Origin of the sequence: Microbulbifer litoralis (assembly GCF_023634065.1) — a bacterium.
GTDB lineage: Bacteria > Pseudomonadota > Gammaproteobacteria > Pseudomonadales > Cellvibrionaceae > Microbulbifer > Microbulbifer litoralis.
The window spans coordinates 79,920-106,830 of the sequence record NZ_JALKCV010000015.1 but is presented as its reverse complement, the minus strand read 5'-3'; the positions used below and the strand labels follow the sequence as shown (position 1 = coordinate 106,830).

Here is a 26,911-nt window from a genome sequence, read left to right as displayed (position 1 = left end):
GTCAACCGCTTGACCACTGCAGATCAACAGCGGCCACTGCCAGTTTTCGGCTATCGACGCGATATCAGGCGAAGCCGCCATTGACCCTTGCCACCCGACCGTGAATCCAGCCGCTCTCGGCGCCTGCGAGGAAGGTCGTGACCCGCGCTATGTCAGCCGGTTGTCCCAACCGCTCAAAGGGTGAGGCCTTGGCCGGGCTATCGATGACTTCCTGCGGTTTACCCGCCGGGAACAACTCCGTTTCCACCGGGCCGGGGGCCACCGCATTGACGGTGATTCCCCTGCCCCGCACTCCATTCGCCAGGACCCTGACCAGCCCCTCCACGGCCGCTTTTGCCAAGTACGCTTGTCATGCGGATGGCAGCGCCGAAAAAATAGTAATCCCGGTGAAACGAACTATCCGGCTTTTTTCCTGGCCCGATGCGCTGCCGCTTTCATTCTGTTTCCGCAAGAGGCCATGCTACACCAGCGGCGGCGATGGGATTTCGTTTGATCGTGGAACATCAGGACGCAGTCCGGGGCCTCGCACTCTTTCACGAGCTGCAGATCTTCCTCTGTAAGCAACTGGACCAGGGCCCGCGCTACGGGCTGCAGCAGGCTCTCGCTCTCCATATCGCGCTTACACGCTTTTTTCACAAACACAGCCTCAGTTGGCTCCCATTCGATTTTCTCTATGGGGCAACCCCGTTCCAGCACATGGTTGACCACTGCGGGATCCGCGGCCCGGCCCTGTTTTGCCAAGATGATCAGATCCCTCATATTTTCACGCAATTCCCGGGCTAGTTTGACTATCCCCGCCGGTGCCTTTTCGGGATCTTCCGACAACACGTTCGCCTGTTGAAGCCACGCGAGGACGCTGCCGTCGTCATCCAGACACTCCCGGCGCTCAGCCCCGACCCCAAATTGCGTGTTGATGAAGTCGATTGCGAGATTGCTTGCAATAAACGGTGGCGTAGTTTTTGACGACATGCAGAGTAACCTTTAATTCTACTATTGACAGGTTACCTCTATCTTGAATAACCTTCAATATCACTCATTACTGGTTATCAAGGAGCTCGACCATGACATCTGACGCTTCCCCATCGACAAAGCCGCAGGTCCACTATCGTTTCGAGCAAGTGGGCGATGTAAACATCTTCTATCGTGAAGCGGGTGATCCGGCGGCACCGACCGTTCTGCTGTTGCACGGATTCGCCGCCTCCTCATACATGTGGCGCGATGTCATTGCAGCGCTGGCAGACGGGTATCACGTGATTGCTCCGGATTTGCCGGCCTTTGGCTTTACCGAATCACCTGAGCGCGGCAGGTATGACTATACATTCGCCAATCTCGCGAAGACGGTCGATCGATTTACTGAACAGTTGAAGCTCGACCGCTACGCAATTGGCGTTCACGATTACGGCGCGCCTGTCGGATGGCGCCTGGCTCTGGCCCACCCGTCCAGAGTCACGGCCATCATTTCGCAAAACGGCAATGCGTACGAGGAAGGTCTCTCGACAGGGTGGGAACCCATCCAGAAGTATTGGAACAATCCTACGCAAGAGAACCGGGATGCCCTCAACGACTTCCCGACGCCGGAATCCATTAAGTGGCAGTACGTGGAGGGCGTAAGCGATACGAGTGCTGTCGCACCAGACGCCTATACACTGGAAGGGGTTCAGATCTCCCGACCTGGCATGGCGGATATTCAGCTCGACCTGTTGCTGGATTACGCCACCAATGTGGAAAAATATCCCGAGTTCCAGGCCTATTTCCGCGAGTACCAACCGCCATTGCTCGCCGTGTGGGGGAAACACGATCCATTCTTCCTTCCGCCCGGCGCCGAGGCATGGAAACAGGATATTCCCCGGGCGGACATTCGCTTTTACGACACGGGGCATTTCGCATTGGAAACCCATGGCGACGTGATCATCCCTGCTATTCGCGAATTCCTGGATGCCAATGTAAAAGAGCTGTAGAACACCGCAGAATTCGCACTGAGGCAATGGCGCAACTTGGACAGGAAATTTAACTGGAGCTGAAATTGGTCTAAATTTTACGGCAAAGTAGCCCACCCAAGGAGAGAAAATATATGGAAGACCGGGAACTGGCCGCCCAACTGCGCTGCCCCAACGGGGCCGACGCAGCCGAAGTCGCAGGCAGGATGAACGAGGCCAACCGCAGCCTCAACCACAAGTGTATCGACCTGCTGCAGATCTTTGCGGCGGACCGGATTCTGGAGATAGGGCCGAGCAACGGTGCCTTTGTCGACAGGATCGTCAATAAGGCGGCGGAGGTACATTACACGGGGCTGGACTGGTCTGCCGATATGGTGGCCGAAGCCGGGGAGGCGAATGCCGGGGCTGTGACCTCCGGCAGCGCACGCTTCCTGCAGGGCAGCTCCGACAGCATGCCCTTCGAAGAGGCCTCATTCGACAAGGCCCTGACGGTCCACACTCTCTATTTCTGGGAAACACCCACCGATCATCTGGCAGAAGTGCGGCGCGTCCTGAACCCCGGCGGGCTTTTCTGTATCGCTTTTGGCGACCTGGAATTCATGCAGCACCTGCCGTTTGTACCGTACGGTTTCCGGCTCTACGACGCGATCCTGGGGCAGGAGCTGCTGCGCAGTTCAGGCTTCGACGTGCTGGAATTCCAGCAGCACCGGGAAACTGAAGTCGGTAACACCGGTGAGGAAGTGGAGAAGATCATCAATATCGCGCTCTGCCAGCGCTGCTGACCGACCGGCAACACACCCGTTGTCGATTTCTGTCTTCGCCAGACGACCAGGGGGAGCACTGCAGAACCCTGTGCGGGAAATGCCGTGCAATTCCACAATCAGCGGCAATACAAGGAGCCGGATATGGCATTGACACTCTACGCGCACCCCTTTTCCTCCTACTGCCAGAAGGTGTTAGTAGCGCTCTACGAAAATGGGACCCCGTTCGAATTCCGCATGCTGTCGCCGGATGAGCCAGAGAATACCGAACGGCTGGCAGAGATCTGGCCGTTCAGGCGCTTCCCGGTGCTGGTGGAAGATGGCCGGGCGGTGTGCGAATCCAGTGTCATCATCGAGCACCTGGTGCTCTATCACCCGGGACCGGTGCCGCTGCTGCCGGAAGACCCGCGGGCGGCACTGGAAGTGCGTTTTATGGATCGCTTCTTCGACCTGTATATCTCCACCCCGCAACAGAAATTCGTACTCGATCGCCTGCGACCGGAAGACAGCCGCGATCCATTCGGCGTCGAGGAGGCCGGGAGGATGTTCGACACGGCCTATCAATGGCTCGACGACAAGATGCGGGACCGCAAATGGGCCGCGGGGGACAGCTTCACACTGGCGGACTGCGCCGCGGCCCCTGCACTCTTTTACGCCGACTGGACCTATCCCATCGATCCGTCGTTTACCCATGTGCACAACTACCGCAAACGGCTGCTGCAGCGCCCGTCGTTTGCCCGCGCGGTCGACGAGGCGCGCCCCTACCGGCCGCTGTTCCCACTGGGAGCGCCGGATCGGGATTGACGGTCATGCGGCCGTGCGCTCACCGGTCGCGGTACGCGCGTTGCCAGCTTATACGGCCGCCGTTATGCTGGCCGCAGACAATGAAATTGCTGCAGTGAAATCGCCACCATGATCCGCAACGCCCGCCCAGAGGATGCCGGCAAACTCGCCGGCATCTACAACCACTATATCCACAGTACCATCATCACCTTTGAAACCGAGCCGGTGACTGCTGCGGATTTGGCGGAACGCATCCAACACATCCGCTCGACCGGACTGCCCTGGCTGGTCGCCGAAGAAGACGGGCAGCCGGTCGGCTACGCCTATGCCAGCCCCTGGCGCAGTCGCCCGGCCTATCGGCACTCGGTCGAGGTCACCGTGTATCTGGACCGGGAGGCGCGGGGGCGCGGCTGGGGCTCCCTCCTGTATCAACAGCTGTTCGACGCGCTGCGCAGCCGCTCCATTCGCGCCGCCATCGGCGGTATCGCCCTGCCCAACCCCGCCAGCGTGACCCTGCATGAAAAGATGGGCATGCGAAAAGTCGCGCATTTCAACGAAGTTGGGTACAAGTTTGATCGCTGGATCGACGTCGGCTACTGGCAATGCCTGCTGGACAGGAATGCGCCTTAAGGAAATTATTTCTGCCAGGACAATTCCCGAACATTTCCCACTTTCGCCCTGATGTCAAAAACTGGCGCCCTCTTCTGCATACCCCTGTACCACTTTCCGCTGACAGCGCTTACCGGGGCGAAATGGCTGGCACACCGGTTGGACAATGGTCCGGCCGGTCCAAAAGGCCCGGCACCAATAACCAAATAAACTCAAACAACGTAGGGCGCTTGCGCAGGGATGACGAGAGGTGCACTGCTGTTCAGGAAGGTTCCCGGCCCGCCCTCGACCCAGTCACAGGGGATAAACCCATGAACTTTTTGCAACTGAAGAAGACGCGACAGACACTGAGAGCGGCACTGGCGCCGCTCCTGCTTTTTGCCCTGGCACCTGCAAACGCGGCGGTGATCCAGGCCGAGGACTACAACGCATTTTACGACACGACGCCGGGCAACACCGGCGGCGCCTACCGCAGTGACGACGTCGACATCGAGGCAACCCAGGACAGCGGCGGCGGTTTCAATGTGGGCTGGACTGAAACCGGCGAATGGCTGGCGTACAACAACGTCAATATCCCCACGTCCGGCAACTACACCATCCGCTTCCGTGTCGCCAGCCAGGGCGGCGGCACCCTATCCAACGACCTGAACGGCGGCTCTATCGTGCTGGGCAGCCTGAACGTGCCGGACACCGGCGGCTGGCAGAACTGGCAGACCATCTCCCATACGGTGCACATCGACGCCGGCACTTACAGCCTGGGTGTCTATGCAACCACCGGCAACTGGAACCTGAACTGGATCGAAGTGGTCGGCGCCGGCGGTGGCGGCGGCCAGAACCTGGTCTGGAGCGACGAGTTCGACAGCCTCAACCTGGCCAACTGGTCCTTCGAAACCGGCGGCGGTGGCTGGGGCAATAACGAGCTGCAGTACTACACCGGTGGCCAGAACGCGTCCATCCAGTACGACGGCCAGGCGGCCAGTAATGTGCTGGTGATCGAGGCCCGCCAGGAAGGCGGCCACAATTGCTGGTACGGGGCCTGCCAGTACACCTCGACCCGCATGATTACCGCCGGCAAGCGCGAATTCCAGTACGGGCGCGTCGAGGCGCGCATCAAGCTGCCGCAGACCCAGGGTATCTGGCCCGCCTTCTGGATGCTCGGCAACGACATTTTCAGCGGTACCGGCTGGCCGAATTCCGGCGAGATCGACATCATGGAACACGTCGGCTACGAGCCCACGCTGACCCACGGCGCGCTGCACGGCCCCGGCTATTCCGGCAACACACCGATCACCGGCACCTACAATGTCGGCCAGAGCGTGGACGCCAACTACCATGTCTACGCCGTGGAGTGGGACAGCAACGGCATCCGCTGGTTTGTGGACGGCAACCAGTTCTACAGCGCGACCCGCGCCCAGGTGGAGCAGTATGGCAACTGGGTCTACGACCACCCGTTCTTTATCCTGCTGAACGTGGCCGTGGGCGGCAACTGGCCCGGTAGCCCGGACGGCTCCAGCAGTTTCCCGCAGCGCATGTATGTGGACTATGTGCGGGTCTACCAGTAAACAGACTGTAAATTTTTGTAAATCCGGCGGGGCGCCAGTGGCGCCCCGCCCCTGGGACGGGTTTTCGTGAGCGCCACGGCCGGGATATGATATGGTCACTGCTATTCATTCTCAGATAGGGACCGCACATCATGCTGATCCGACTGCTTGCTCTGACAACCCTGCTGTTCACCACCCCCGCCGCACTGGCGGACTGGAAGCTGGTGGGCGATGCATCACAGATCTCGTTTGTATCCGTCAAGAAAGGCACCATCGCCGAGACCCACCACTTCAAGGCACTGGAGGGGCAGATTGCCGATAGCGGCACAGCCACCCTGTCGATCCCGCTGGCCAGCGTGGAAACCAATATTCCCATCCGCAACGAGCGCATGCAGAAGCTGTTGTTCGAAACCACCAAGTATGCGCGCGCTTCGGTGAACGCCAAGGTGGATGCAGCGAAACTGCAGGCCATGCAACCGGGCCAGACAGCCACCCTGGATGCGGAACTGCAGCTGTCCATTCACGGCAGTGAACACAGTGAAGCGGCCAAACTGCAGGTCACCGGCCTGAAGGACAACCGCCTGCTGGTCAGCACCGAATCCCCCATCGTCCTCAACGCCGCCGACTTCAAACTGCTGGAAGGTATCGAGAAACTGCGCCAGATCGCCGGTCTCGACACCATCAGCCCCATAGTGCCGGTCAGCGCACAACTGGTTTTCGCAAAAGAATAACCGGCACCGCGCCGTCGGGAGATCGCGCAAGGTGGTCTCCCGGTTCAATCGATTGCCCGCGACGCCACTGAATCCCCCGCCTACACGTCACCACCCACCAGTGATACACTCCGCCGCCGGTTATGAAGTTCAGCGGAGAATCTATTCCGATCTGCAGTCTGCCCGTCCAGTAGTTGTATCCCTTTCACGATATTCCAGCGTGGCCGCGGTGACGCCATAGCCTGTAACAGTTCAGTCATATCTCCACAAAGCCCCGTTTCACTGCAGCGCTACGCCAGGCGATCAGCGAGAAGCTGTGTTTTTGGGGGACGAGCAAGAAGACAGGGAATTCCATGAAAAGCGCCCGCTACCTTTTCCCCACCGTATTGGCCACGTTGGCTTTCCTTACCGCCTGTTCCGACGCGCCTCCGGGCACAGTCCGGTTCTCTCCGTCGACGGGCGACACGCGCAGTTACCAGGTCCACAGCCGTTCCCGCATCCGCGTGGGGGCCCCGTCCCTCGAGCGCAGCCTGACCGTGGATAGCGATACCGTGCTTCGCTACAAGGTACTCGGCACCGGCCGCACCCTGAAACTGGCGATAGAACCCACTTACACCAGGTTTTCCCTCGACGGCCGCACTAATTTTTCCAATGCCCGAGCCGACGACAGTCGCGCCGGCAACGTGTTGCGCGAGCTGATGTCCGCCGGTTTCGAGCTGGAGATCGATACCGAAACCGGCACCATCGAACACTTCGCCAGCAGCAACGATGCCCTGTGGCAGACCGTACTGGAAGATGCTGGCGGCCCGGTGGTGGACAACCTGGAAAAGCAGATGAGCCCTCCCGGCGTCCCGCAACTGGCTGTGCCAGCCATTGAGGGCAAGACGGTGACCCTCTCCAATTTCCGTGGAGCCGACCAGCTGCAATTGACAGTCGAGCGGGTGACCGACAGCGAAGTGGTCACCAGGCTGGAAGCGCACGGGAAAGCGATGCGCTTACAGGGCACCATGGTGCTGGAGCGGGACAGCGGCTGGCTGAAACGCCTGGCGCTGATCAGCGAGAATCACATCGAGCAGGATGACATCGGGGGTTCCAGCCGCCAGCAATTGCTGGTGTTGCCCGAGGACTCGCCCTCGGTACTGGGCAGCTGGCTCCTGAATATGCGCCTGGGCGGTGAGCAGGGCCGCCCCTTCGAGCCGGCGCCGACCGCGAACAAGGTCGCCGACACCGCCACTGCGGAACAGGTGCTGCCGGTACCGGTCGGCAGCCTCGTGCAGACCCAGGACTGGCTGCTCCTGCAAGTGGGGCACGACCTGGGTCGCAACGCCTTCCCGGGTCGCTTTGACCTGGAGGACCTGCAGTTGCAGGGCGCCGACGGCGAGCCCCTGCCCCTGGAACTGTTCCGCATGTCGCGCTACGACTTTTTCGACCCCGATGCCGGCAAGCACAGTACCATGGCGCGGTATGTCCCCCTGGGCTGGGACAACGCCGGCGAGCAGTTGGAGAAAATCGGCCAGATTACCGCAACCGGGCACTACCAGGCGCTCGATGTGGAAGCCGTGACCCTGCCATTGGATGGAGAAAAGGCCACCGAAGTGACACTGCACGGCGCCCGCGCCGAGGCAATTCCCACCGACAACCCGCGCGAATTCCGGCTGCGTCTGCAGCACACGGGCACACACCACTTCAGCTCCCGCATTCACGGCCTCGAAGAGGCGCGCGGCATCCAGCCCGACGGCGAGTGGCTCAGCGCGGAAGAGCGCGAGATTCTGCGGCTGGTGGCACTGGGCCACTACGCCCTCGGGGATATCCGAATGGTGTTCAGCGAACAGGTACCGGACGAACTGACGCTCTACCTGCTCAGCGACAGCGATCGCCAACCCTTCGATTACCAGCTGCGCTTCGTGACAGAAGCGGCGATGCGCAACGACCTGAGCCTGCCGCCCACCACCGAAGTGCCCTTGTATGAGAATGCCGACGGCGACGATACCGCCGATATCGCCCTCGGCGAACTCGAGCTGCCACAGCCACAGAACAACCAGCTGGCACTGGAACTGCCCGCCTCTCTGGTGGGCAGCTGCCAGCCCACTGTGGTCGAAGCGCCGGATATCGATGGCCACCCACTGGTCTGGCGCCGACTGACCGAAAACGCGACCAACAATAACCAGCTGGGCACTACACAGCAGTGGCAACTCAGTACCGAAGACGGCATCCGCCACTATTTCTACGGCCTGGAAATCGAGCACGCCATCCGCTGCAAGGGCCGCAGCGAGTGGCGGGCGGTCCCGATTTCCCTGGGCGACAGGCCCTGGCTGGTAGAGCCGACACAGTTGGGGGACCAGTTCGACCCGCACCAGCCCATCGCCGATTTCCTGCAGCGCTATCGCTTTATCGGCACACAGGGTTGGCCCCTCGCCCCGGTACCACCGAACAGCGAAGTTTCACTCAGCGCATCCACGGTCGGCGACTACCTGACCCGCGACGGTCTGTTGAGACTGGCCGGCGAGGTACAGCGCGTCGAACAACGGGTATTTACCGGCGAGCCCGAAGAGCGGCTCTGGTCCACCGACTTCCAACCGCTGCCGTAGGGAGGTGAACAGCATGCGAGCCCAAACAACGCTTTTCTGGATTCTGTTGGCCCTGCTGCCGTCCGCATCGTACGCCGCGAAACAGCCGCGGCTGTGGCTGGATCGCAATTTCGAGCTGGTGGACGCCGACAGCGACAGTGCCTACTACTATGCGGCGCCCCCCACACGAGACGGCGAACTCTGGAGAGTGACGCTCTATTTCGCCGAGAGCGGCGAGGAGGCGGTACCCGCCGTCAAAACGCAACTGGACGGCCCCGACCTGGCCAGCGCACACCAGGTCGGCGAATACACCAGCTACTACCCGAACGGCAGCGTCAAGCTCCGGGGCACCCTCAACGAAAACCGCCGCTGGCAGGGCGAATTCACCCGCTACCGGGAAAATGGTCACTACACCGTCAGCCAGTTTCGCAACGGCGTCCTCCACGGCAGCAAGCGGCACTTCTACGCCGACGGCCAGCTGGAGATCGAGGTCCCCTATATCGATGGCGAGGAGCAGGACGGCGAGCGCATCTGCTACAACGAAGACGGCCAGGTGAAACTGCGCTATTCGATCGTCGACGGCGAGAAGCACGGTGTCCAGGAATACTTCCGCGATGATGGCGTCATCTACAAGCGCGTTCACTACAAGCACGGCAAATACGACGGCCTGGTGCAACGCTTCTCCAGAGACGGCCAGAAAATATTCGAGGCTAACTACGTCGACGACGAGCGGCTCGGCGCTGTCAGGGAGTGGCACGAGGGACAGCTCACCCGCGAAACCTACTACCGGGCGAACAAACGCCACGGTACGGCCAAACGCTGGGAAGATGGCGTGCTGGTGAAGGCACTCCACTATGTGGACGGCCGCAAGCGCGGGGAGGCGCATTACTACTACCAGGACGGTTCGCCGGAAAGCTACGAGCACCGCAATAAAGAAGGCGAGCTGACCGAGCGGCGCGAATACAACCGCCAGGGCGGGCTGACGCAGCTTTTCGTTGTCGAGGACAGTACCTACGGCCCGGCGGAGCGCAAGGAATCCTACAGGGACGACGGCAGCCTGTCCCGGCGCACCATCTACAGCGTGGACCGGCGCTGGATTCTGGAAGAGCGCTATCGCGGCCGCGGCGACAAGCCCAGCTACCGCCGCGAGACCGTCGATGGCGACAAGCACGGCCTCCAGATCAGCGGCAACCCGCAGCCGGGCGGCATCGGCAGCTACGATATCACCCGCTACCAGCACGGCCTGGCGGTGGGCGATTACCGCGAAGTCGACAGGGATGGCAAAGTGCTCTCCCACGGCCAGTACGAGCGCGGTAAACAGGTCGGCGACTGGGTCAGGCGGGAATACGGCACCACGGTCTACGAGTCCTACGACAGCCGGGGCCGGCGACACGGCGAGCGCCGCCGGGAACTGGACGACGGCCTGGTGCTGGAGCGGTCGCACTATGTCGCCGGCGAGCTGCACGGCGAACAGGTCAAGCGCGAACGGGACGGCAGGCTGACCAGCCGCGGCGAATACCGCCACGGAGTAAAGGTCGGCACCTGGCAGGAGTACGACGAGTACGCGAAGGGCCTCTTCGAGGGCGAATATGTCGACGGCAAGCGCCACGGCCTGTGGCTGGCACGTTCCCCCGAGGGCTATGAAATGGCCCGCTTACGCTTCGAGCACGGCGTCCCCGTCGGCAAGAATTACATCTTCGCCCGCAACGGTTCGGTGCGGGAAGTGACCCCCTACAAGGACGGCAAAAGACACGGGCGGCACGAGAAATACAGAGACGGTACCCTGGTCGCCGTCGAACCCTTCCGCAATGGCAGACAGCACGGCGTCACCGAGTATTTCCTGTCCAACGGCGAGCGCTATATGGCCGAGGAATATGACAACGGCACCTATGTGCGCTCACTGGAACGCGACGACAGCGGGGCGGAAGAACAGTGATGGCAAAATCTGCGCGCGGCGGTCGTATCGCGCCCCTGCTGCTGGCGGCGATGCTCGCCGGTTGCGGGCCGCAAAGCGACGGCGGTCCACCGGTGGAGTACCGAGGCAACGCCCAGCGCACCGGACTCTTCGCCGGCGACGGGCCGGCGGACAAGCCGCGGGAGCTTTGGCGGTTCCTGACCCTCGGGGTGCTGACAGAGACACCGGTCATCGCCGGCGACACCCTGTTTGTCGGCACCACCGACGACTCCGTCTACGCCGTGGATGTGAACAGTGGCGAGCGGCGCTGGCGCTTCAAGACCACAGGCAATATCCGCGGCAGCGTCGCCGTCGACCGGGAGCGGGTCTATGTCGCCAGCGAGGATCGCGGCTTCTACGCCCTGGACCGCTCGTCCGGCAAGCTGTTGTGGCGCGAGCACTTCGACAAGACACCGCAGGGCCCCGCCGCGATCGACAGCGATCGCGTCTATTTCGGTGGTTTCGACAAAAAGGTGCATGCGCTGGACAGGGCCAGCGGGGATACGGCCTGGGAATTCGCAGCCGGGAGGGCAGTCGGCGCCGGCGTCACACTGGCCGGCGACACCCTCTTCGCCGCCTCATTCGACAGCCGCCTCTACGCGCTGGACGCGGAAACCGGCGAGCAGCGCTGGCGCACCCCGGCCGGCGACGGGCAGTGGCTGACCACCGCGCCGGTGGTACGCGATGGCCAGGTGTTCGTGGGCGGCTGGGGACAGAAGCTGTCGGCCATCGACGCCAGCAGCGGCGACATCAACTGGACTTACGACACCGGTATGCGCATCGACCAGCCGCCGGCGGTCGCCCACGGGCTGGTGTATATCAGCGGCCTGGGACCGCTGCAGGCGGTGGATGCGCGCAGCGGCGAACTCCGCTGGTCCTTCGGCGAGCGCATCTTCCGCTCCGTAGCCGCCACCGCCGAGCGGCTCTACGCCGCCTGTGGCGAGCAGATCTGTGCACTGGCGCCCCGCAGCGGCGAGCTGCTGTGGCGCTCCAGCCCGCTCAGCGATACGGTCACCAGTATTACCGTCTACGGCGAGCGGCTCTACGTCGGCACCATCGATGGCTATATCTACGCACTGCAATAAACGCTAGTGGTCCATCGCCACCAGCACGCCGCTGATATCGAAACCGGCGCCGCCGGCGCTTTTCAGCAGCGATTTCCCGTCCGCGCCGGCCAACAGCCGGGCACCGGCCCAGACGTTACACGAGCGGTTGCCGGTGCGGCAGAAGGCGTGGATCTTTTTGCCGCTGTCGAGCAGTTCGCCGAACTGCCGGCAGTGATCCGCGGTCATGCGGGCGAAGGGGATGGCCACGAACGCCATGCCCTGCTCCGCCGCGGCACTTTCCATTGCCGCATACGTCGGCTGGTCTTCGGTCTCTCCCTCGGGACGGTTGCAGACAATCACCTGCACACCGGATGCGGCCAGTTCGGCCATGGCGTCGCAGCTGAACTGCGCCGAGACACTGACCTGCTCGTCGAGCTGTTTGATATGCATATTTACCTCAGCTTTTCGCACGCTTTAGTCGCTCAAGTCAGGAGTTTACCGCGATGAAAGGGCGTAGCCCGGATGGAGGCGCGCAGCGCCGGAATCCGGGATTGTGGTGCCGACCCCCTGTCCCGGATCCGCTGCACTCCATCCGGGCTACGCCTGTAACTATCCGGTCTATGCGCGATCAGAGTTTGTTGATCGGCACTTTCAAATAGACGGTGCCGTTGTCTTCCGCCGGCGGCATCTGGCCCGCGCGAATATTGACCTGGATGGACGGAATGATCAGCCGCGGCATCGGCAGCGTTGCGTCGCGCTTATTGCGCATGGCGACGAACTCCGCCTCGCTGACACTCTGGTGCAGATGGATGTTATTGCGTTTCTGTTCGCCCACCGTGGTTTCGCAGCGGTGCCTGCGGCCACCGGCCGGCGGGTAATCGTGACACATGAACATACGTGTCTCTTCCGGCAGTTCCAGCAGCTTCTGCACCGAGCGGTACAGGGTGGCCGCATCGCCGCCGGGAAAATCGCAGCGGGCGCTGCCCACGTCCGGCATAAACAGGGTGTCGCCGACAAACAGCGCATCGCCGATCAGCCAGGCCATATCCGCCGGTGTGTGGCCCGGCGCATAGATGACACGCGCCTCCAGTGCACCGACGCGGAAGGTATCGCCGTCGCGGAACAGGTGGTCGAACTGGCTGCCATCGACCAGGAACGCCTTTTCCAGGTTGAACACCTCGCGAAAAATGGCCTGCACCTCCGTGATCCGGTCGCCGATGGCAATACTGCCACCGACCTGCTGGCGCACAAAGGGCGCCGCCGACAGGTGATCCGCGTGGGCGTGGGTCTCCAGTACCCACTCGACGGTCAGCTTCTCCCGGTGCAGGAATTCGATAATGGCCTTGGCGCCGCCGGTGCCGGTATGACCCGACGGGGCATCGAAATCCAGCACCGGATCCACCACCGCGGCGGAACCACCCGGATGGTCGTAGACCACATAGCTCCAGGTTTCGGTGTCCGGATCGAGAAAGGGCTGCACCTGGGTGACAGGCTTGCTTGCGGACATGATTCGTCTCCCGATTTCGGTATTGGCAACACTATATTTGTATACACTATACAAATCAATATAATATAAATCTGTAAATCATTTGAACTGCCACCGCCATGCCCGACACTTCGGATATCGACCTCGACAAGATGCTCGCCTCGGCCGACCAGGCGGCAGCCGCGCTGCGCTCCCTGGGCAACCGCGACCGCCTGCTGCTGCTGTGCCAGTTGAGCCAGGAGGAGTTGTGCGTGGGCGACCTGGAAGAGCGCCTGCAGATTCGCCAGCCGAGTCTTTCGCAGCAGCTGGGCGTGTTGCGCCGCGAGGGGCTGGTATCCACCCGCAGGGAAGGCAAACGCATCTACTACCGGGTCGCAGACCGGCGGATACTGGCGCTGCTGCAGACCCTGTATCAACTCTACTGTGCGAAGTAACTGCCAAACATGAACATAGACTGGAATGCCTTCACGCCGCTGTCCGCCCTCGCCGGCGGCGCACTGATCGGACTGGCGACGGCCCTGCTGCTGTTGGCCAACGGCCGTATCGCCGGTATCTCCGGTATTGTCGGCGGCCTGCTGAAGCCCACAGCGGGTGAAACCGGCTGGCGGCTGGCGTTTGTCGCCGGACTGCTGCTGGCACCGGGGCTGTGGGGCCTGTTCGCGGCGCTGCCGCCGATCCGCATCGACGCCGGCTACCCCCTGCTGGTCGCCGCCGGGTTGCTGGTGGGCATCGGCACCCGCTACGGCTCCGGCTGTACCAGCGGCCACGGCGTCTGCGGCCTGTCGCGGCTGTCGCCGCGCTCCCTGGTCGCCACGCTGCTGTTTATGGGCGCCGGTTTCGCCACCGTGTATGTCGTCCGCCATCTGCCGGGAGCCTGATGCGATGAAAAAGTATGATCTCTCCGCCTTCGCCGCCGGACTGGTGTTCGGCCTGGGCCTGCTGCTGTCCGGCATGGCCAACCCGCACAAGGTGCTGGCGTTCCTCGACCTGTTCGGCGCCTGGGATCCGTCCCTGGGACTGGTGATGGCCGGCGCCATCGCCGTGGGCCTGCCGGTGTTCCAACTGACCCGGCGGCGCACGCTGTCCCTGCTGGGCGCGCCGATGCAGCTGCCCAGGCGGCGCGATATCGACCGGCCGCTGGTGATCGGCAGCCTGCTGTTCGGTATCGGCTGGGGCCTGGCGGGCTTCTGCCCGGGGCCGGCCATCGTCGCCAGCGGTGCCGGCGCGCTGAAGGCCATTGTCTTTACCGCCGCCATGCTGGCCGGTATGGGGCTGTTCCAGCTGGCCGGCCGGCGTGGCTGACATGCCCGGGCCGCCGCGGCGACAATTCCCGTCTATCTTTTCAGTCTGCATCCGTGCCACGGCCATGGAATAATCGCGGATATGCGCGCGAATAAACTGATACCCGACTGGCTGAAAAACTACCGGCGCCAATGGCTGGCGGGAGACGCGACCGCCGCGCTGGTGGCCACCATGATGCTGGTGCCGCAGGCGCTGGCCTACGCCGCGCTCGCCGGCCTGCCGCCGCATATCGGCCTCTACGCCAGCCTGCTGCCGCTGGTCGGCTACGCGCTGTTCGGCTCCAGCTCGGTGCTGTCGGTGGGGCCCGTGGCGGTGCTGGCGCTGATGACCGCCTCCGCACTGACGCCGCTGGCGGCGCCCGGCAGCGCGGAATATATCGCCGGCGCCGTGCTGCTGGCGGCGCTCAGCGGCTTCTTCCTGTTCGCCATGGGCCTGATGCGCCTGGGCGCCCTCTCCAACCTGCTGAGCCACCCGGTCATCAGCGGCTTCGTCTCCGGCGCCGCGGCGCTGATCATCATCGGCCAGATCAGTCCCCTGGTGGGCGTGGAAAGCGACGGCGACACGGCGCTGCAGCTACTGGTCAGCACCCTCGCCCACCTGCCCGAAGCTGTGCCCCTGACAGCGGCGCTGGGGGTCGGCGCGGTTCTGATCCTGGTGTCGGCCAAGTTCTGGCTCGGTATCACCCTGGTCAAAATGGGTATGCGCGCGCACAACGCGCGGCTGCTGGCGCGGCTGGCGCCGATGCTGGTGGTGCTGGCCGCCATCGCGCTGACGGCGATCCTGCACCTGGAAAAAGAGATGGCGGTGGTGGGAAAAATTCCGCCGGGCCTGCCCGCACTCACCTTGCCGGCGTTCGACTGGAACCTGACCCACCGGCTGCTGCTGCCGGCGCTGGTCATCGCGCTGCTGGGGTTTGTCGAGAGCCTGTCGATCGCCCACGCCATCGCCCTGCGCCGCCGCCAGCGGCTGAACGCCGATGCGGAACTGCGCGGCCTGGGCGCAGCCAACCTGTTCAGCGCCCTGTCCGGCGGTTTCGCCGTCACCGGCAGCTTCGCCCGCACCGCGATCAACGACGAGGCCGGCGCCGTCTCGCCGATGAGCGGCCTGATCGCCGCGGCACTGATGGCGCTGGTGCTGCTGTTCCTGACGCCGCTGTTCACCGAGCTGCCACTGACGGTGCTGGCCGCCACCATCATCGTCGCCGCCGCCGGCCTGATCGACGCGCGCGGCTTCGTGCACAACTGGCGCTACGACCGCACCGACGGCCTGGCCATGGCCGGCACCTTCCTCGGCGTGCTGCTGTTCGGTGTGGAGGCGGGTATCGGGCTCGGTATCGGCCTGTCCTTCGCCACCCTGATCTGGCGCAGCAGCCGGCCGCACATCGCCGTGGTGGGGCGGGTACCGGGCACCGAACACTTCCGCAATGTACTGCGGCACACGGTGGATACGCTGCCGGACATCCTGTTCCTGCGTATCGACGAGAGCCTATTTTTCAGCAATATCAGCGCCGTGGAGGAACGCATACTGAGCGAACTGAAACGGCATGCGGATGTGCGCGAACTGGTACTGATACTGTCGTCGGTAAGCCGCATCGACGGCACCGCGCTGGAGCGGCTGCAACAGGTCAACCGGGACCTGCGCGATCGCGATATCGGCCTGCACCTGTCGGAGGTCAAGGGGCCGGTACTGGACCGGCTGGGGCGCTCGAAATTTCTCGAGGAGCTGAACGGGCGGGTGTTCCTGTCCTCCTATATCGCCGAGCTGGCGCTGCGGCGGGGGGATTCCGCTACCGAGGCCTGAACACCCTGCACGGCAGGCTCCCGCAACTTGTGCCCACACCCGCAATACTGGCAAAATATCCAGTATTTGGACGACCCGACTCCATGCAGGCACCCGCACTTACGGAAGAACAGCAGGCCATTGCCGACCACCCCGGCGGCCACGCCAAGATCATCGCGGTGGCGGGCTCCGGCAAAACCACGGCACTGCTGCACTACATCGACAAGCGCCTGCAGTCGGGCACCGCCCCCGCCCGCATGCTGGTGCTGATGTACAACCGCAGCGCGCGCGAGGATTTCAGCCAGCGGCTGCGGCAACTGGTGCGCGGCGAAACACCCCCGGTGCACACCTTCCACAGCCTCGGCTACCGCCTCTACCAGCGGATGATCGACAACCGCCATATCGCCCCAGCCAACCTCACGCCCCTGCCCCAATCCACGGTACAGCTGCAGGTCTGGAAGGCTATCGAGGCCTGTGCACCACCCTATGAACTGGAGGAGATCCGCGCGCGCAAACAGTCGGAGATCGAGGCGGCGGAGTACTTCATCGATTACACCAAGACGATTCTGCGCGGCGACCTGGACGCACTGCACGAGCTCAAGCTCGGCGACGGCTACATGTACTTTCTCAAGGTATTCCGCACCTTCGAGGAGTGGCGGCGCAGCCAGCGGGCGGTGACCTATGCCGACCTGATCTACGACCCGGCCATGCTGCTGAGCCTGGAACCCGGCATCGCCGAGCAGTACGGCAGCTTTTACGAGGATATCCTGGTGGACGAGTACCAGGATATCAACGAAGTGCAGCACTTCCTGCTGCGGGTCGTATACGGCAAGTCCGGCAATGTGATCGCCATCGGCGACCCGGACCAGACCATCTACGAGTGGCGCGGCTCCAAGCCGGACTACCTGCTGAAGTTTTTCGACGGCGATTTCCCGCCGTCGAATATCTATCACCTGAGCCGCACCTTCCGCTACGGCCACCAGCTGTCGATGGCCGCCAATCACTTTATCGAGAACAACCGCGAGCGCGCCGATATATTCTGTGTGTCCGCCGACGGCGAACGCCAGACGGATATCCAGCTGGTACAGACGGCAAAGGAAACCCGCTGGCTGGTGGAGGAGATCCGCCGGGCACAGCTGCAGGAACAGCCGCTGGACCAGGTTGCGATCCTGGTGCGGCTCTGGTCCGTGGCCGCACCGATCGAACTGGCGCTGCTGGCCGCGAATATCCCCTACCGCTCCGGCAGTCGCAACACGGTGCTCTCGCGGCGCGAATTGCGGCCGCTGTTCTGGAGCCTGAATATCGCCTCCGGGCGCTTTGCCGATTTGCCCCCGGCGCGCCGCCAGCAGGGGCTTTACGAATGGCTGACCGCACCGCATATCCGCATTGCCCGCAAGCAGCTGGAGCCACTCTGTGGGGAGCTGGCAAAGCGCGACGACGGCTGGGGCCTGCACATGATGTCACTGGTGCCGGACAACCTCAGCAAGCCGCAACTGAAACGGCTGCGCAAGCGCGCCGAGCTGCTGATGGAAATGGAAAACTGGCGCGGCCTGGCCGGCGAGCTGCTGCGTCGGCAGTTGGGCGCGCTGGACTACCTGACCGGTATCGCCGACGACAGCTTTACCCGCCAGCAGGGAGAGGAGCGGCAGCAGACGGTGCTCGCCTTCGTGCAGTTTCTCGACCACCTGAAACAGAAGCCCGCCGACGCGCTGGCACAGCTGCAGGAACTGCAGCGCCAGCACCGCGAGGGCGAGCAGTCCTCCGCCGAGGCGGTGCTGATCACCACCATGCACCAGGCCAAGGGGCTGGAGTGGGACCGGGTCATCATCCCGTCGCTGACCCAGCACAATATGCCCTACCAGCCACAGCGGGATTTCTCCACGCCGGCATCGATGGAGAGCGAGCGGCGCCTGATGTACGTGGCCATGACCCGCGCCCGCCGGCAGCTCACCCTGCTGGCACCGGCCGCGGACAGCAAGGCCGTCGATGAACAACAGCCATCGCTGTTTCTGGAGGAGATGCAGCTGCCACTGTGCCGGTTGATGGCAGACGCCCTGCGCGAGCGCCCGGACAGGGTGCAAAGCGATGTCCCGGTCACCCGGCAGGCGCTGCACTACCTGGAGGCCTGCGGCTACAATCCGGACATCGAGGGCCCGCGCGCGCCCATGCGCAGACCGGCGGTCGGCGACGGCATCCGCCACCGCAAACTCGGTCACGGGCGGGTGATCAAGTGGGAAGACGAAAGGCTGGAAATCCTGTTCAGCGACAAGCAGACGCGGCGCTTCGACTGGGAAAAGCTACAGCAACACCTGATGTAAATTCCCGGCGGCACACCCGAGCGTAGCCCGGATGAAGCGCAGCGGAATCCGGGAAGACGGCGCGAAGTTTTCAGCCGGCAGGCGCCGCTTACTACTCACCGCCAGCGGTGTCCACGCTGTGCGCAAACTGCTCGCTGACATTGAAATACAGCGGGTATTCGTCGCCGGATTCGGGGTCGCGCACCTGCATCTTGTCGTAGACGCCCTGCTGGTCGTAGACCAGTGACTGATCCAGCACCTGCAGCCCTTTCAGCCGCACGAAACCGCGCAATTCCGAGGTGCTGATGGTCTGGTAGGCGCTCTCCTGGCTGCGGCCGTCGCCGCTGCTCTCGATCGAGCCCATCAATCCCTCGACCATATAGCGGTGGCGGTCCTCGCGTTCCATATCGGCGCTGCGACCGCTGCAGACGACACCGATCATATGTGCCTCCAGGCTCATATAATTGCGCGCCAGCACCTCATCCACATGCTGCAGGCACTCGTCGAATTTCGACTGCTCCACCGACTCGTAGGCCTCCGGCAGGCCGGCCAGCTCGACCCCGCCGTGGGGGTTGTACTCTGCGGACTCCACGAAGGCGCGGCGCAGCTGGTTGAAATCCAGTGTGAAGGACAATTGCTGTGCTTCCGCCAGCAGGCGCCGGTACTCGCTGAGCGCTGCAGGATGCGGCGGCTGCCCGCCCTGTTGCGCGGCGTTGTCCCTGTCCGCCTGTTGCACTCCCGGCGCACTACAGGCCGACACCAGGGTTGCCAGGATCAGCGGCGCCAGCCAGGCGCCGGATTTACGATTGCGAATTGCCATTGGCTGCTTCCGTTACATTTTTTACTTTGATGCCGAACAGGTTCCTGCGCTCCGTCTCCACTTCCGCCACATTCGGCCGTAGAAATTCCCGCAGCTTGTCCTGCTCCCACATGGCATCCTGATAACCGAGTTCGATCAGCTCCCCGAGAAAGGGTTTCTCGAACAGCAGATAACTGGCGGCCGATGCCCCGCCACCGGAAGTGGTGGCGCCGGTGGAGCGGAACAACCAGCGCAACGCCGGCGGCAGGTGGCGCACCTTGCGACCGGCCAGCCGGTCGAGGCTCTGGGACGGTTCGATCACCGCCGATTCCACCGGCCGCAGCGGCGTCAGGCCTTCCAGTTTGTCCGCCGCTACCGAATCCAGCAGCAGGTTGACCCTGTCGAGATGCTCCAGATCCCCCTCCAGGCTGTCGATAAAGGCCGCATTGAACAGCTGGCCGGCGATCTGCGCGATCGACGGCGAGTGCCGCTGTGTCTTGATGCGCCGCTTGCCCCAGTGCACCGGTGAGCGGTTGTCCGACACCCCGACCACGAATACGCGGTTGGCGCCCAAATGCAGCGCCGGGCTGATTGGCGCCAGCTGGCGCACGGCGCCATCGCCGAAATAGTCGTTGCCGATCTGCACCGTGGAGAAAAGCGTCGGAATCGCCGCCGAGGCCATCAGGTGGTCGACTGTCAGCTCCGTGCGCACACCGTAGCGGCGAAAACGGCGCCACTCGCGCAACTCCTCCACACCCTGGAAGAAACTGACCGATTCGCCCTCGCTGTAGGACAGCGCGTTGACACTCACCGCGCGCAGGCGTCCCTCGGCGATATTGAGGGGAATATTCCGGAAGTGGATCACCTCCTCCACCAGTTCCCGCAGCGGTGCATTGTCCAGCAGCGCCAGCGGGCGCTGGCGCGCCACCCCCTGGTTGAACAGCGAGCGGGTGATGGTGAACATATTGCCCAGCAGGCTGCGCCAGCTGCTGCGGTAGATCTGGTCCACCGTCAGTTGCAGCCACAGGTCGCAGAGGCGATCGACCGCCTCCCGGAAAGTGCCCGGGTGGGTGGCGAGCAGCAGCGCGTTGACGGCGCCGGCGGAGGTACCACAGATAATCTGGAATGGATTGGGATTGCTTTCCGGCGTCAGTTCCGCCAGCGCCTTCAGCACCCCGGCCTGGTAGGCGGCACGGGCGCCGCCGCCGGAGAGAACCAGCGCGCTCGACTGGTGCGTGAGCTTTGGCAATTCGTTATTCGAAGACAATTTGTTCTACCAATAGCAGCAATATACAGACCAACACATTGCCAAATACTATGCTCTGCGAACCCCGTCCCCCAATACGACTGACGGCCGGGGCAACAAGCATAGCAGGCGCCGGCATACACCTGCGTGACCCGATAGAGAACCTGGTCACAGATTGGCGGGCGCCGGGCGCCCTGCCAACCTGGCAGCCGTCCCGATCAGCGCGACATATCGACGACATAGCGACCGATACCGTGCCCTCGGTGCAGCCGGGCCAGGAATTCCGGCGCCTGCTCCAGGGAAATATCCTCCGCCAGGCGATCGAGCTGTTCGCCGATATACCAGTCGCCGGCCAGTTTCTCCCACACCGCGGCCTTTTTCTCCAGCGGCAACTCGACGCTGTCGACACCGAGCAGGCTGATACCGCGCAGGATAAAGGGGAAGACATTGGCCTGGAACTGCGCGCCGGAAGCCATGCCGCAGGCCGCGACGCCGCCGCCGTAGGACAGGGATTTGATCACATTGAACAGCGTCTCGCCGCCGACGGTATCCACGGCCCAGGCCCACAGGGGCTTGGCCATCGCCTTGCTGGCGAAGGGCGCCAGCGTGTCGCGGTCGAGCACTTTCCAGGCGCCGAGACCGGTCAGGAACTCCGCCGACTCGAGCTTGCCGGTCACCGCCGCCACCCGGAACCCCAGGTGTGCCAGCAGCGACACGGCAATGGAGCCGACACCGCCGGTGGCACCGGTGACCAGCACCTCGCCATCCTCCGGCCCGGCCCCCGCCTCCAGCAGCTTCTCGACGCACAGGGCCGCCGTAAGCCCCGCGGTGCCGAGAATCATCGATTCGCGCGCACTGAGCCCCTCCGGCAGCGGCAGCGCCCAACCGGCGGGGATGGCGATGCGCTCGGCGAGGCCGCCGGGCGTATTCATGCCCAGGTCGTAACCGGTGACCAGCAGTTGCCGGCCGCGCGCGTAGGTGCCGCTCTTGTCCTCGACCACACTGCCGACGGCGTCGATACCGGGTGTGTGCGGATAGACGCGGGTGATGGCGCGATTGCCGAATGCGGACAGTGCATCCTTGTAGTTCAGCGACGAGTGCGATACCGCCAGCAACAGCGGATTGTCCGGCAGCTGGTCCAGCCGCCGCTCCACCAGCTGCTGGTCGTATTTGCCGGCAGCCACTTCATCCACGAGGATTGCACGAAAAGTTTTTTCCATAAAACCAACCCGATAAGCTGCTTGGATTACCGCTCGAAGCGCGCTCTCTTTTACCGATGGAGAATGGGACGGCCCCGCATTGACCGCCTCTCATTGACCACTATTGGGCCTGGTGCCGCCAGGCCTCCAGCCGCGAGAACAGCCGCATGGTTGCCGCCTCGACACCGGACTGCGCCGCCAGGCCGATTTTCTTGGCGATGTTCGCCTTTTCCTTGTATTCCACCTGGTAGAGGTCGGCGTCCCTGGCGCAGCTGGTCAGGTATTCGTCCGAGGTTTTCAGCTCGTCCACCAACCCCAGGTCGAGCGCGCGCTGGCCGAACCAGACTTCGCCGGTAGCGACCTTCGCCACATCCAGGCCCGGCCGGTACTCGCCGACAAAGTGCTGGAAAAGCGCGTGTATCTCCTCCAGGTCACTCTGGAATTTCTCTTTGCCCTCTTCCGTGTTCTCGCCGAACATGGTGACGGTGCGCTTGTACTCGCCGGCGGTAAACAGCTCGAAATCCACATCGTGGCGTTTCAGCAGGCGGTTGAAGTTGGGCAGCTGCGCCAGCACGCCGATGGAACCCAGCATCGCAAAGGGTGCGGCCAGGATGCGGTCACCGACACAGGCCATCATATAGCCGCCGCTGGCCGCCACCTTGTCCACGGCGATGGTGAGCTGGATGCCCGCGCTGCGCACGCGTGTCAACTGGCTGGCGGCGAGGCCGTAGTTGGCCACCATACCGCCGGGGCTCTCGAGACACAGCAACACTTCATCCCCCGGCTCCGCCACCTGCAGTATCGCAGTGACCTCCTCGCGCAGGTGATCGAGCGCACTGGCTTTGATATCGCCGTCAAAATGCAACACGAAAATGCGCTTGCGTTCACCGCCGGGTTTCTCCGTCACCAGTGCGGAACTGTGTGGTTCGCCGCTCTCCGCATCGGCCTCGCCCTGTTCCGGCAGCGGTGTTTCGGTGCTTTCCAGCCCCTTGTGCTGCACTTTCTCGCGCGGTTTCTTTTTCAGCTCGGCCTTGTGCTTTTTCCGCTGCGCTTTTTCCTCCGCTTTCTTTTCCCTGGCATGCTTTTTCTGGCGGCTGGCAAACTCGTGCTTGTCCATCACCGCCTCGAGCAGGGTCTCTTTCATCTGTTCGTAGCGGTCGTTCAGGCGGGTGACGTGAATATGCCCATGCACCCGCTCTTTCAGTTGCTCCCGGTTGGCGACGATAAAACCAACCAGCACCAGCAGTGCGACAACGATGGTTACCACTTTGGCCAGAAACAGGCCGTATTCACTGAGAAATTCCACTGAGACTCCAGTCTGAAAATTGAAAGGGGCGGCTTACTGCCAGGCTTCGAGCGCCGAGCTGGCCTGCTGGTTCAGCGGGCGCGCGAGCAGGCCGCTGTGCGAGATCCGCACATCGTAGACAGCACCGTCCTCCATCGGCAGGAATGTCGCGCTGCCGTATACGGCATCCACGAAAGACAGTTTCCTGTCGATGCTGCGCAGGGACTGCCAGACGTCGACGCCGTAATTGCTGCCGGTGAGCTGGTGGACAGTCCGCTGTTTGCTGCGCTCGTCCTGCAGGGTCAGGTAGCGGCCACTGAGCCGGTCCAGCCGGTAGGCCGGCTGGATTCCCCAGCGCGCCAACGGGCCCTTCCACTTCAGCAGGCGCGCGTCCAGCTGCCACTGGTCGCCGTGCAGCTCGAAACGCTGCGCGAGGCCGTCCTCATCGGAGAACTTGGCCTCGTAGTGTTGAGCGCCGAGTTCGCGGAAGGCCACGGTGCCGACACTGTGTTCCTCGGCCAGGTTCCGGTAGCTGTATACGTCGGCGGCGACCAGAACGATCATCAGCGCCACCGCCAGCAGCAGCAACCCGATGCTGCCGCGGATAAAACCGAACACCCAGGTGCCCTTCATCAGCACCCGGCCACCCCAGAAGACCAGCAACAGCGCGATCAGCGCTATCAGAAAAGTAATGGCGATATACATTGTTATGCTCCGCTCGCGTTACTGTTTCCCCGCTTTCGATATGGCGGCGGCAAAGGTGCGAATCAACTGTCCCGACAGGGTCTGCGGCGGCGGAATTTCCGGCAGTTCACTGTAGTGGTACCAATCCGCCTCGGCGATTTCATCGCCATCGGGCTGCACCTCGCCGGCGCGCCACTGCGCCAGGTACCCCAACATCAACTGGCCGGGAAAGGGCCAGGACTGGCTGCCGATATAACGGCTCTCGCCCACTTCCAACCCCACTTCCTCCTGCACCTCGCGCCTCAGGGCCTGCTCGGCGTTCTCACCCGGCTCGATAAAACCCGCCAGTGCCGTGTAGAGCGAGTGGCGGTGGTGTGCGTGGCGTGCCAGCAGGCATTCCTCTCCGCGGGTGACCAACATGATGACACAGGGGGATATGCGCGGATATACCGCCAGCTGGCAACCGGGGCAGATGCGCGCGCGGTCGCTGGCATGGTACTCGGTCTCGCGCCCACAGCGGCCGCAGAAACGGTGGTCGCGGTCCCAGTTGACCACCTGCAAGGCGCGCCCGGCCAGGGCAAAGTGGATTTCATCGACGCGCCCCAGCAGGCTGCGCAGGTTGCACCACTCGCAGCCGGGAACCTCTACCCGGTGCGACAGCAGGTGCACACCACAGGATTCCCCCGCCAATTCGCCCAGGTAGTGACTCGAGACAACCGGCGCGGCGACCGGCTGGACGTGCAGGAAGACATCGCCGCGACACAGCAACTGGCCGTCGGCGATGACAATATGGCGGGCAAACCGCGGCGCGGGGTGCGCGCTGGCAGCGGGGACAAACAGGTCGCTCACGGCACCTCCGGATCAGGCAACCTCGACCGGATAGCCGAGCGCATCGAGGCTTTCCACCGCCAGGTTCAGAGATTGCACATCCACCTTGCGGTGCATTTTCACTTCGCCGAGATAGTACTCGAGGCTGATGATCGCATCGGCAAATATCTCCAGTGACTGCTCGATCTGCGGTGCCGCATCGCGCTGGTCGACCACCGCCTCGACAAAATCCACCAGCCGCTCGACCACCGCCGCGGCGTGGCGCAGGTTCAGCACCACCATACCGCCGCGCACCGAGTTGAGCGTGGTGGCCACATTGCGGATATGGCCGTGGTCGTAGTTGGACTCGGCGTAGGAACCGAGGGCGCGCTTGATCAGGGACAGGCCGGATTCCGCCTCCTTGAGCACCGCCACCTCAGCCTCCGCCAGCTGGCTGTGCTCCAGCGCCAGGTCGGCGTGGCCGAATTCGTCCACGTCGATACTGGAACTCTGGCGCAGCGCGCGAACCGTACTGTCCACCATCAGCACCTGGCCGGTCAGTTTCTGCAGCGCCGCTTCCGCGGCGCTGCCACCGGCGCCGGCGCAGCTGCAGTATTCGTCTATCGCCCCCCGCAGCCCCTCTCCGACGCGCTTGAAATTCAGCAGTTGCAGGGTACTGGCAATGCGGCGCAGGGTACCGGCGAGGCCGTCCTCCTCGTCGAGACCGGCGGCGCCGATCAACTCCGCGTCGTCGAGCATGCGGCGCACGCCGGCCAGTTCCTCGTCCAGGGCACTGGCGACGGCGTTGATGGCGGTGGCACCGGGACCGCCGAGGCTGGCCCGCTCGCGCTCCAGTTCCGTCTCGCTGTAGCCCAGCGGGGCCACGGAGAAGGCCTCCAGCACCCCGGCGCCCTGCCCCCCGGGGGCGGACAGGGCCAGCCAGTAGAGGCTCTCCTTGAGCAATACCGGCGGCGCGGGCTGGTCGAGTACCGCATCGCCCTCTTTCTGCAGCGCGCGCAGTCGCCGGTCGAGCATGCTGAATACCATTACCCGCGAGCGGTTGATGGTCATTTCCCGCGATGCCATGCCGCCCAGGGCGGCGCCGGCCACGGCCCAGAGCCTGCCGTTGGGGCGACCGGCGGAGATACTGGCGATCCTCTGCAGGGCCCGCGCCATCATGGTATAGGCCGGCTTGCAGGGCTTGCCCTGCAACAGTGCCAGCAGGCCCACCTGGTACATATGCCGGAAGCGCCGCACGAAATTGCGCAGGTCCTCGGACATCACCGCCGAGGACACCGCGCCCGGCACGCTGGCATCCAGGCGACAGCGGAAAAAGTGGCTCTCCGGTACCGGCGGTTGCGAGCGGGCCGCGCGCAGGTTGTTGATATAGGGAATCAGGAGTTCGGGCCGCGACGTGCCCCGGTTCTGCACGAAATCCAGGTAGCGGGTCAGTACATAGAAACCGGTACCCAGGCCCTCCATCAGGTCGACGGCGGCCTCCTGGCGTTCTTCCTGCAGGTCGGCCAGGGCGCTGAGCATTTCCTGGGCCAGCAGCTCGCCGGCGTGCAGCTGCACCATCTGCAGCACGCCGCTGACCTGGCGCAGCGCGGCCATGCACTGCTCCAGGGACACCTTGTTACTGTTGTCGGCCGCAAACTGGTCCAGATGTGAAGCGGCGCCGTCCACGGCCGTCACCAGCTCATCCCGGACCAAGTTTACGGAAGTTATATTGATATCGCGCAATTCAGTCACTGCCTACACCGCTGCACTCTACAGAAATTACAGAAATTTTTAGAGTTTTGTACAAATCTCAACCAGTCAAGAGTGGGTCTGATTGAATCGGGGCTACCTGCGAGAGGGTTCAAACAATTTATACCAAACCGCGCAAGAGTCCACCTTTGCGGCAATAATTTCCATCGAACAATCGACAAAACGACCTCCACCGGCCCGATTTCGGCAATACTGCGGACGCCCGTCCCCGAGGGCCGGCGCCCTCCGCGGGCAGCGGGGCCTGCACAGGGCGGTCGGGAACCGGTTCCAGATTGGTACAGATCGCGTTCTATCCCTTGATTTTTCCTGCAAATTGGGTAGCTTTCCAGCTTCGTCCATCTGCCGCTCC

25 protein-coding genes are annotated in these 26,911 nt (G+C 63.3%); 14 read left to right on the top strand and 11 right to left on the bottom strand.

Annotated elements, in window-relative coordinates; genetic code table 11:
• Positions 1-64: 64 nt before the first annotated feature.
• Positions 65-340, bottom strand: coding sequence for an SDR family oxidoreductase (locus MWN76_RS18175; RefSeq protein ID WP_250464090.1), 276 nt, complete (start codon positions 338-340; stop codon positions 65-67).
• Between the two features lie 56 nt (positions 341-396).
• Entirely contained in the window at positions 397-969 is a 573-nt protein-coding gene (locus MWN76_RS18170; protein ID WP_250464088.1) for a CGNR zinc finger domain-containing protein, read from the bottom strand.
• A 92-nt stretch (positions 970-1,061) separates the two neighbouring features.
• On the opposite strand from MWN76_RS18170, the gene MWN76_RS18165 reads away from it, so the two are divergent.
• The 9 genes from MWN76_RS18165 to MWN76_RS18125 all read left to right on the top strand — a co-directional run bounded on the left by MWN76_RS18165 (position 1,062) and on the right by MWN76_RS18125 (position 11,947).
• Positions 1,062-1,958 carry an alpha/beta fold hydrolase gene (locus MWN76_RS18165; protein ID WP_284500692.1) on the top strand — a complete coding sequence of 299 codons (897 nt, stop codon included), beginning with the start codon at positions 1,062-1,064 and terminating at the stop codon, positions 1,956-1,958.
• A gap of 113 nt (positions 1,959-2,071) precedes the next feature.
• Positions 2,072-2,719 carry a class I SAM-dependent methyltransferase gene (locus MWN76_RS18160; protein ID WP_250464086.1) on the top strand — a complete coding sequence of 216 codons (648 nt, stop codon included), beginning with the start codon at positions 2,072-2,074 and terminating at the stop codon, positions 2,717-2,719.
• Positions 2,720-2,803: 84 nt separating this feature from the next.
• Positions 2,804-3,502, top strand: coding sequence for a glutathione S-transferase family protein (locus MWN76_RS18155; protein ID WP_250464084.1), 699 nt, complete (start codon positions 2,804-2,806; stop codon positions 3,500-3,502).
• A gap of 108 nt (positions 3,503-3,610) precedes the next feature.
• Positions 3,611-4,111 carry an arsinothricin resistance N-acetyltransferase ArsN1 family B gene (locus tag MWN76_RS18150; RefSeq protein WP_250464082.1) on the top strand — a complete coding sequence of 167 codons (501 nt, stop codon included), beginning with the start codon at positions 3,611-3,613 and terminating at the stop codon, positions 4,109-4,111.
• Positions 4,112-4,401: 290 nt separating this feature from the next.
• Positions 4,402-5,652: a family 16 glycosylhydrolase gene (locus MWN76_RS18145; protein ID WP_250464080.1), complete on the top strand. Its 1,251-nt coding sequence runs from the start codon at positions 4,402-4,404 to the stop codon at positions 5,650-5,652.
• 131 nt (positions 5,653-5,783) lie between these two features.
• Positions 5,784-6,362, top strand: a complete 579-nt coding sequence (locus tag MWN76_RS18140; RefSeq protein ID WP_250464078.1) for a YceI family protein — start codon at positions 5,784-5,786, stop codon at positions 6,360-6,362.
• A 332-nt stretch (positions 6,363-6,694) separates the two neighbouring features.
• Positions 6,695-8,929, top strand: coding sequence for a hypothetical protein (locus MWN76_RS18135; protein ID WP_250464076.1), 2,235 nt, complete (start codon positions 6,695-6,697; stop codon positions 8,927-8,929).
• Between the two features lie 13 nt (positions 8,930-8,942).
• Positions 8,943-10,844 (top strand): toxin-antitoxin system YwqK family antitoxin, encoded by a 1,902-nt coding sequence (locus MWN76_RS18130; protein ID WP_250464074.1) that lies wholly within the window; start codon positions 8,943-8,945, stop codon positions 10,842-10,844.
• Positions 10,844-11,947, top strand: a complete 1,104-nt coding sequence (locus tag MWN76_RS18125) for an outer membrane protein assembly factor BamB family protein (protein WP_250464072.1) — start codon at positions 10,844-10,846, stop codon at positions 11,945-11,947. The genes MWN76_RS18130 and MWN76_RS18125 overlap by 1 nt, the downstream gene beginning before the upstream one ends.
• A 3-nt stretch (positions 11,948-11,950) precedes the next feature.
• Here MWN76_RS18125 and MWN76_RS18120 read toward each other — a convergent pair whose 3' ends face one another.
• Both MWN76_RS18120 and MWN76_RS18115 read right to left on the bottom strand, forming a co-directional pair.
• Positions 11,951-12,358, bottom strand: a complete 408-nt coding sequence (locus MWN76_RS18120) for a protein tyrosine phosphatase family protein (protein ID WP_250464069.1) — start codon at positions 12,356-12,358, stop codon at positions 11,951-11,953.
• Between the two features lie 178 nt (positions 12,359-12,536).
• Positions 12,537-13,415: an MBL fold metallo-hydrolase gene (locus tag MWN76_RS18115; RefSeq protein WP_250464067.1), complete on the bottom strand. Its 879-nt coding sequence runs from the start codon at positions 13,413-13,415 to the stop codon at positions 12,537-12,539.
• 98 nt (positions 13,416-13,513) lie between these two features.
• Here MWN76_RS18115 and MWN76_RS18110 point away from each other — a divergent pair, with 98 nt between their 5' ends.
• From MWN76_RS18110 to MWN76_RS18090, 5 genes are all read left to right on the top strand, one after another.
• On the top strand, positions 13,514-13,828 hold the full coding sequence (locus MWN76_RS18110; protein WP_250464065.1) for an ArsR/SmtB family transcription factor: 315 nt from the start codon (positions 13,514-13,516) through the stop codon (positions 13,826-13,828).
• Between the two features lie 9 nt (positions 13,829-13,837).
• Positions 13,838-14,272, top strand: coding sequence for a YeeE/YedE family protein (locus MWN76_RS18105; protein WP_250464063.1), 435 nt, complete (start codon positions 13,838-13,840; stop codon positions 14,270-14,272).
• Between the two features lie 4 nt (positions 14,273-14,276).
• On the top strand, positions 14,277-14,696 hold the full coding sequence (locus tag MWN76_RS18100) for a YeeE/YedE family protein (protein ID WP_250464061.1): 420 nt from the start codon (positions 14,277-14,279) through the stop codon (positions 14,694-14,696).
• Between the two features lie 81 nt (positions 14,697-14,777).
• Positions 14,778-16,496, top strand: a complete 1,719-nt coding sequence (locus tag MWN76_RS18095; protein WP_250464059.1) for a SulP family inorganic anion transporter — start codon at positions 14,778-14,780, stop codon at positions 16,494-16,496.
• 83 nt (positions 16,497-16,579) lie between these two features.
• Positions 16,580-18,793, top strand: a complete 2,214-nt coding sequence (locus MWN76_RS18090; RefSeq protein ID WP_250464057.1) for an ATP-dependent helicase — start codon at positions 16,580-16,582, stop codon at positions 18,791-18,793.
• A 91-nt stretch (positions 18,794-18,884) separates the two neighbouring features.
• Here the strand turns inward: MWN76_RS18090 and MWN76_RS18085 are convergent, their stop codons facing one another.
• From MWN76_RS18085 to MWN76_RS18055, 7 genes are all read right to left on the bottom strand, one after another.
• A complete protein-coding gene (locus MWN76_RS18085; RefSeq protein ID WP_250464055.1) occupies positions 18,885-19,592 on the bottom strand; it encodes a DUF4919 domain-containing protein in 708 nt (235 codons plus the stop codon).
• Entirely contained in the window at positions 19,573-20,820 is a 1,248-nt protein-coding gene (locus MWN76_RS18080; protein WP_250464053.1) for a patatin-like phospholipase family protein, read from the bottom strand. Before MWN76_RS18080 ends, MWN76_RS18085 begins: the two co-directional genes overlap by 20 nt.
• Before the next feature lie 215 nt (positions 20,821-21,035).
• Positions 21,036-22,037, bottom strand: a complete 1,002-nt coding sequence (locus MWN76_RS18075; RefSeq protein ID WP_250464051.1) for a YhdH/YhfP family quinone oxidoreductase — start codon at positions 22,035-22,037, stop codon at positions 21,036-21,038.
• A 100-nt stretch (positions 22,038-22,137) separates the two neighbouring features.
• Positions 22,138-23,322 carry a protease SohB gene (gene sohB / locus MWN76_RS18070; RefSeq protein ID WP_250464049.1) on the bottom strand — a complete coding sequence of 395 codons (1,185 nt, stop codon included), beginning with the start codon at positions 23,320-23,322 and terminating at the stop codon, positions 22,138-22,140.
• Positions 23,323-23,355: 33 nt separating this feature from the next.
• Entirely contained in the window at positions 23,356-24,006 is a 651-nt protein-coding gene (locus MWN76_RS18065) for a cation/multidrug efflux pump (RefSeq protein ID WP_250464047.1), read from the bottom strand.
• A gap of 18 nt (positions 24,007-24,024) precedes the next feature.
• Positions 24,025-24,834, bottom strand: a complete 810-nt coding sequence (nudC, locus tag MWN76_RS18060; RefSeq protein ID WP_250464045.1) for an NAD(+) diphosphatase — start codon at positions 24,832-24,834, stop codon at positions 24,025-24,027.
• Positions 24,835-24,846: 12 nt separating this feature from the next.
• A complete protein-coding gene (locus MWN76_RS18055) occupies positions 24,847-26,544 on the bottom strand; it encodes a FimL-related protein (RefSeq protein WP_250464043.1) in 1,698 nt (565 codons plus the stop codon).
• Positions 26,545-26,911: the final 367 nt, after the last annotated feature.